Origin of the sequence: Bordetella sp. 15P40C-2, assembly GCF_009763235.1 — a bacterium.
GTDB lineage: Bacteria > Pseudomonadota > Gammaproteobacteria > Burkholderiales > Burkholderiaceae_B > Bordetella_A.
Genome location: NZ_WSJA01000040.1, coordinates 43,553 through 50,262, shown reverse-complemented (window position 1 = coordinate 50,262; position 6,710 = coordinate 43,553). Strand labels below are relative to the sequence as shown.

6 protein-coding genes are annotated in these 6,710 nt (G+C 63.0%); 2 read left to right on the top strand and 4 right to left on the bottom strand.

Going from position 1 to position 6,710, the window contains the following annotated elements; all coding sequences use genetic code 11:
* The 3 genes from GOQ25_RS16260 to araD all read right to left on the bottom strand — a co-directional run.
* The coding region (locus GOQ25_RS16260) for a tripartite tricarboxylate transporter substrate binding protein (protein WP_255448253.1) at window positions 1-345 on the bottom strand (345 nt) is incomplete at its 3' end.
* Window positions 346-443: 98 nt separating this feature from the next.
* Window positions 444-1,163: a ribonuclease activity regulator RraA gene (locus tag GOQ25_RS16255; RefSeq protein WP_160351520.1), complete on the bottom strand. Its 720-nt coding sequence runs from the start codon at window positions 1,161-1,163 to the stop codon at window positions 444-446.
* Between the two features lie 42 nt (window positions 1,164-1,205).
* On the bottom strand, window positions 1,206-2,939 hold the full coding sequence (gene araD, locus GOQ25_RS16250; RefSeq protein WP_160351519.1) for an L-arabinonate dehydratase: 1,734 nt from the start codon (window positions 2,937-2,939) through the stop codon (window positions 1,206-1,208).
* Window positions 2,940-3,041: 102 nt separating this feature from the next.
* Between araD and GOQ25_RS16245 the strand changes: the two genes are divergently transcribed.
* Both GOQ25_RS16245 and GOQ25_RS16240 read left to right on the top strand, forming a co-directional pair.
* Window positions 3,042-3,746, top strand: coding sequence for a GntR family transcriptional regulator (locus tag GOQ25_RS16245; RefSeq protein WP_160351518.1), 705 nt, complete (start codon window positions 3,042-3,044; stop codon window positions 3,744-3,746).
* 73 nt (window positions 3,747-3,819) lie between these two features.
* Window positions 3,820-4,737, top strand: coding sequence for a PhzF family phenazine biosynthesis protein (locus tag GOQ25_RS16240; RefSeq protein ID WP_160351517.1), 918 nt, complete (start codon window positions 3,820-3,822; stop codon window positions 4,735-4,737).
* Window positions 4,738-4,891: 154 nt separating this feature from the next.
* Here the strand turns inward: GOQ25_RS16240 and GOQ25_RS16235 are convergent, their stop codons facing one another.
* On the bottom strand, window positions 4,892-6,691 hold the full coding sequence (locus tag GOQ25_RS16235; RefSeq protein ID WP_202109512.1) for a gamma-glutamyltransferase family protein: 1,800 nt from the start codon (window positions 6,689-6,691) through the stop codon (window positions 4,892-4,894).
* Window positions 6,692-6,710: the final 19 nt, after the last annotated feature.

The following is a 6,710-nucleotide window of genomic DNA, read 5'->3' as shown; positions in this document are numbered from 1 at the left end:
GTCGTAGCGCAGGTTCTTGTACAGACTGGCGTTGATCGCGTGTGTGCTGATCGTCCCGCCAAACAAGGTGTAGCCATCTGCGGGCGCTTTGGCTACATAGGTCGCGCCGATGCCGCCAGCCGCGCCGGGCTTGTTTTCGACGACCACGTTTTGCTTGAGGCGCTCGCTGAGCTTTTGGGCGAGCGTGCGGCCGACGACGTCGGTGGAGCCGCCTACGGTAAAGGGCACCACATAGGTGATGGGCTTTTCAGTCGGCCACTCGGCGGCTTGCGCTGACAGGCCACAAGCGCTGAACGTGACGGCAAGCAATGCCGCAAGCAGATGGCGGCGTTGGGATGAACGCATTGTGGTCTCCGTGATTTTTATTGGATAGTGTGCGGCGCGCGAGCGATGCGCGCGCCGTTGGACGCTGCGCGGTGACGCACCGCGCAGCAGGCCTGACATCAACGGCCGTTTTGCTTACGCCATTCGGCGAATTGATCGCGCGTTTGCGGATCGGTGGGCGGGTACAGACCCAGGATGCTGCGGCCACCCTGGACTTCGCTGGTGACGAAGTCCTCGAAGGCGGTCATCTCGTGGGCTTCCTGAGCGATCTCTTCAACGATATCCGCGGGAATGATGACCACGCCTTCGCCGTCGCCCACCACGATATCGCCGGGGAACACGGCCACATCGCCGCAGCCGATCGGCACGTTGATATCCAGGGCTTGGTGCAAGGTCAGGTTCGTCGGGGCCGAAGGACGGTTGTGATACGCGGGGATGTTCAGCGTGGCGATCTCAGGCGAATCGCGAAAACCGCCGTCGGTTACGACGCCGGCGACACCACGCTTCATCAGACGCGTCACCAGAATCGAACCGGCCGACGCGGCGCGCGCGTCCTTGCGGCTGTCGATCACCATCACGTGGCCTTCCGGGCAGGTTTCCACGGCCACGCGTTGCGGGTGACCGCGGTCTTCGAAGACCTTGATCGTATTCAGGTCTTCACGCGCCGGAATATAGCGCAGCGTGAAAGCCGGGCCCACCATGTTCGGTAGGCTGGGATTGAGCGGGCGCACGTCCTGGATGAACTGGTTGCGCAGGCCGCGCTTGAACAGCGCGGTGCACAGCGTAGCGGTGCTCACCTTCGAGAGGCGGGCGCGGGCGGTGTCGGATAAGGCGGTCATGAATGTCTCGAATCAGGTTGCGTTGTAGTTAGCGAAATACGGTTAGAAAATGCTGGGTTCGGGCACGGGCTCGCCGAAGCTCGTTTCGAGGAAGTCGAAGTCGCAGCCTTCGTTGGCCTGCAGGATGTGCTTGGAATACATCCAGCCGTAGCCGCGCTCATAGCGCTTGGGCGGGGGCGTCCAGGCGGCGCGGCGAGCCGCCATTTCCTCGTCGCTGATGTTCACGTTGATGGTCCGATTGGGCACATCGACGGTGATGAGGTCGCCGGTGCGAACCAACGCCAGCGGGCCGCCGATGTAGGCCTCGGGCGCGGCATGCAGAATGCACGCGCCGTAGCTGGTACCGCTCATGCGTGCGTCGGACAGGCGCAGCATGTCGCGCACGCCTTGTTTGACCAGCTTGGTCGGGATGGGCAGCATGCCCCATTCCGGCATGCCGGGGCCGCCTTGCGGGCCGGCGTTGCGCAGGATCAGGATATGGTCGGGCGTCACATCGAGGTTTTCGTCATCGACGGCGGCCTTCATGCTGGGATAGTCGTCAAAGACCAGGGCGGGGCCGGTGTGCTGCAGGTATTGCGGCGCGCAGGCGCTGGGTTTGATCACGCAGCCATCGGGAGCCAGGTTGCCCTTCAACACGGCCAGTGCGCCTTCGTTGTAGATGGCGTTGTCCAGTGGGCGGATCACGTCATCGTTGTAGACCGCGGCGCCTTCGATGTTTTCACCGAGGGTGCGGCCCGTGACCGTCTTGGCCGATAGATCGAGGTGGTCCTTCGCCAGACGCGACATCAGGCCCGGCAGGCCGCCCGCGTAGTAGAAGTCTTCCATCAGATACTTGTCGCCGCTGGGACGGATGTTGGCGATGACGGGCACCTTGCGGCTTGCGGTGTCGAAATCATCCAGCGTCACGGCGCAACCCGCGCGGCGCGACATCGCGACCAAGTGCACGATCGCGTTGGTCGAGCAGCCCATGGCCATGGCCACATTGATGGCGTTCTTGAACGAGGCCACAGACAGAATGGACTGCGGCGTCTGGTCTTCCCACACCATTTCGACGACACGGCGGCCGCATTCAGCCGACATGCGCATGTGGTTCACGTCCGCCGCAGGGATGGACGATGCGCCAGGCAGCGTCATGCCGATGGATTCCGCGATCGCGGTCATCGTGCTGGCCGTGCCCATGGTCATGCAGGTGCCGTAGCTGCGCGCGATACCGCCTTCCACTTCGGTCCATTCGGCCTTGGTGATGTTGCCCGCGCGGCGCTCGTCCCACAGCTTCCAGGCGTCGGAGCCGGAACCCAGCACTTTGCCTTTCCAGTTGCCGCGCAGCATGGGACCGGCGGGCAAATAGATGCAGGGCAGGTTGGCGCTGAAGGCGCCCATCAACAGACCCGGGGTGGACTTGTCGCACCCGCCCATCAGCACCGCGCCATCCACGGGATGGCTACGCAGCAGCTCCTCGGTTTCCATCGCGAGGAAGTTGCGATAGAGCATGGTGGTGGGCTTGACGAAGGATTCCGACACCGAGATCGCGGGCAGCTCGACGGGGAAGCCACCAGCCTGGAAGATGCCGCGCTTGACGTCTTCCACGCGCTGCTTGAAATGGCTGTGACAGGGGTTCAGATCGGACCAGGTGTTGATGATGGCGATGATGGGCCGGCCGGCCCAGTCTTGCGGGCCATAGCCCATCTGCATCATGCGTGAGCGGTGGCCAAACGAGCGCAGATCATCGTGTGCCATCCAGCGGGCGCTGCGCAGGTCTTCGTATGAACGTGTCATGAATAGGGTCTCCTTGATGTGCGAGCGATTAAAACACTAATATATTAGTGCGTCAACGAAATGACGCCGGTTACACTCAGCCCACTTTACGCCCCGATTTTTATGACCCAATTGTCAACGTTGCCCATCGATCTGCGTCTGGATCGCTCCCGACACGCGGCGCCCCAGGTGTTCGAAAAGCTGCGCGCGTTGATTGTGTCGATGGACCTGAAACCGGGCGCGCCGTTGGCCCGGGGTGAACTGGCCGAGGCGTTTGGGTTGAGCCAGACTCCGATTCGGGATGCGCTGATTCAGCTACGTGACGAAGGGCTGGTGGATATCTATCCGCAGCACACCACGACGGTCAGCCGTATCGATATCGCGGCGGCGCGACAGGCGCATTTTTTACGGCGCTCGCTGGAGCTTGAGATTGTGCGCGTGCTGGCGCAACGCAGCGATCCGGATTTGATTGCGCGCTTGCAGGCGCATATCGATGTGCAGCACGCGAATTGCGGTCAGGAGGGATTTCCGGCGTTCATGGCGGCGGATCAGGGCTTTCATTTCGACATGCATGTCGCGGCGGGTGTTGAAGCCTTGTGGGAATTGGAGCAGCGATATAGTGGTCATGTGGATCGGCTGCGTCGTTTGCATTTGCCCGAGGAAGGCAAGGCCGAGCGTATCCTGCGCGACCATCAGCGGATTCTGGATGCGATTGCGGCGCAAGATGTCGCAGGCGCTCAACTCGCGCTGCGCGAGCATCTGTCGGGCACCCTGAGTCAGATCGACGAGATCTGTCAGCGCTATCCGGATTACGTGCGGTTGGGGTGAGCGGGTCGCCACGATAGTGGATCGATCAGCAATGCGATAAAGTGAATGTCTCCTCAGCCTGGCAGGAACAGACATGCGCTACCGATATGTGACGACCGACGTCTTCACCCGACATGCCTACGGCGGCAATCCGTTGGCGGTGATCCTGGACGCCGAAGGCTTGACGACGGAGCAGATGCAGCTCATCGCGCGCGAGTTCAATTTTTCCGAGACCAGCTTTGTGCTGCCGCCTAAAGACCCGGCACATACGGCATGGGTGCGAATTTTCACGCCGGACCGCGAGGTGCCGTTCGCGGGCCACCCGAACGTGGGGACGGCGGTGGTCGTGGCGCGTGAGATGGCGGCAAAGGGACAGCCACTGCCTGAGCAGTTGATATTCGAAGAGGCCGCGGGCTTGGTCAGGCTGGCGGTCGCCGTGGGCGGCGACGGTGTCGAGCGTGTGCAGTTGCTGGCGCCCGAACCTTTGTCGCGACGCGCGCAGGTACCCGTCGAAGCGGTGGCGCGGGCCCTGTCGCTCGATACGGCCGATATTGATGTCAGCGAGCATGCGCCCCAGGTGGTGTCGGTCGGCTTGCCTTTCTTGGTCGTGCAATTAGCTGACCGCGAGGCGTTACGGCGCGCGCGTCCGGATGGAGCAGGATATGCGAGTTTGCTGCCGCTGGACGGCGCAAAATCGATCTACGCGTATACAACGGATACCCAGGCCGATGCCATCGATAGTCCCACGGACATCCAGGCAAGGATGTTTACCGCGCGCATGACTGAGGATCCCGCCACGGGTAGCGCCACTGCGGCCGCTACCGCATTACGGGCCGCGTTACAAGCGCCCGGGGCGCTGCGGCTGCGCGTGGGCCAAGGCGTGGACATGGGCCGCCCCAGTTTGCTGCTGGCGCATGCCGAACATCGCGGCGACGGGATATGGGCGGGCGTAGCCGGCCAAGCGGTAATCGTGATGGAAGGCAGCTTGATCCCGCCGTCGGTTGTCGGTTAGAGCTGGGCCAGGCAGGCGGCGGCGTTGATGACGGATACGCCATCAGACGCCTCGTGTCATCTTGACCGCCTACCGCCGCATGGGGGAGGGCATTAACGCAAGCGATCGCCGCCTGCTGGTTGCAACGCCAGCGTCGACACCATGTCCCCGCCTTCTATCTTCCCACCGCATACGCCTGCATCAATCGCGGCGTAGCGGCAGCGTGCAGCAGACCGTCTTCATCGCGCGATGCCGCGGTCAAACGCCCGGTTGACCATTCGGGGGCTTCCTCGATGACGTGCCCGCGCGCTCGCAGGTCGGAAATGACTTCCGCCCCGAACGAGGTTTCCACCGCAAGATGCCCCGGCTTTCTGTCGCGAGGATAGAACGAGGAAGGGAAGTGCATCGTATGCGACATGGGTTGATCAATCGCTTCCTGCAGATTCAGACCATGATGCACGTGCCGCAGGAATAGCAATAGCTGCCACTGCTCTTGCTGATCGCCACCGGGTGTGCCGAACACCATATACGGCTTGCCATCGCGCAGCGCCAGGGAGGGCGTGAGCGTGGTGCGGGGGCGTTTGCCGGGCGCGAGCGTGCCGGGCAGGCCTGACTCCAACCAGAACATCTGCCCGCGCGTATTCAACGGGAAACCCAGCTCCGGGATCACGGGCGATGATTGGAACCAGCCACCCGAAGGCGTAGCCGAGACCATGTTGCCCCAACGGTCGATCACGTCCACATGCGTCGTGTCGCCGCGCTTGACCGAGGCGCGCATATCGGCAAGCGTGGGCTCGTTCGAAGGCGAACCGACAGGCGTGACCTTCGACAGACGCGACAAGACGTCCATCACACGATCGACCTGCGCCTCGTAGCCAGCAATACGCCCGGGGCGCAGCTCGTGCGAGGCCGAACGTCCAATGAGCATGCGACGCTCGTCGTTATACGAGTCCGATAACAGCTGCGCGAGCGGTACATCGACAAAGCTCGGGTCGCTGTAGTATGCCTCGCGGTCCGCGAAAGCCAGCTTCATGGCCTCGGTCACTTGATGAATGAACGCGGCGCTGTTGGGGCCTTCCTTTTGCAGATTCAGTGACTTGAGCAAGGCGAGCGTCTGCAGGAACACCGGGCCCTGGCTCCAAGCGCCGGCCTTGGCCACCGTATAACCGTGATAGTCATAGGTCGCTGGCGCCTCATAGGTTGCGGACCACCCGGCCATATCGTCGGCGGTCAGCACGCCGCGATGCGCTCGCCCGCTCTCGTCCATGACCTCATTGTTCCGCGCATACTGATCGATCGCTTCGGCGACAAAGCCGCGATAAAACGCATCGCGCGCGGCATCGATTTGCCGTTCACGGTCGGCGCCCGCGGCTTCGGCTTCGCGCAGGACCCGGCGCCATGTCTCTGCCAGTCGCGGGTTGCGAAACAGCTTGCGCGCTTGAGGGACCGCGTCACCGGGCAGATACACTTCGGCCGTCGTGGGCCAATGCTCGGTGAAGAAATCGCGCAGTCCGGCGATGGTATTGGCGATGCGCGGCATCAACGCATGGCCATGATCCGCGTAATAAATCGCGGGCTCCAGCACATCGCGTACACGCATGGTGCCGTGATCGCGCAATAGCAGCATCCAGGCATCGAATGCGCCTGGGATCACCGCGGGCAACAGGCCGTTGCCCGGGATCAGGCTAAGGCCAAGCGACTGATACCGTTCCAGGGTCGCACCCGCCGGCGCCGTGCCTTGGCCACACAGCACTTCGGTGCGGCCGGTGCGGGCCGAATGGAAAATCACCGGGACTTCGCCGGCCGGGCCGACCAGATGCGGCTCCACGACCTGCAGCACAAAGCCGGCCGCCACGGCGGCATCGAACGCATTGCCGCCACGCTCCAACAGTGACATGCCGGCGCTGCTGGCCAGCCAATGGGTAGAAGTCACCACGCCGAACGTGCCCAAAATTTCAGGCCGCGTGGTGAACATGCGATAGCCGGAGTCAATA

Coding starts and splice junctions, on each gene's coding strand:
- GOQ25_RS16255 (WP_160351520.1), bottom strand. CDS start 1,163: ATGACCGCCTTATCCGACACCGCCCGCGCCCGCCTCTCGAAGGTGAGC.
- araD (WP_160351519.1), bottom strand. CDS start 2,939: ATGACACGTTCATACGAAGACCTGCGCAGCGCCCGCTGGATGGCACAC.
- GOQ25_RS16245 (WP_160351518.1), top strand. CDS start 3,042: ATGACCCAATTGTCAACGTTGCCCATCGATCTGCGTCTGGATCGCTCC.
- GOQ25_RS16240 (WP_160351517.1), top strand. CDS start 3,820: ATGCGCTACCGATATGTGACGACCGACGTCTTCACCCGACATGCCTAC.
- GOQ25_RS16235 (WP_202109512.1), bottom strand. CDS start 6,691: ATGTTCACCACGCGGCCTGAAATTTTGGGCACGTTCGGCGTGGTGACT.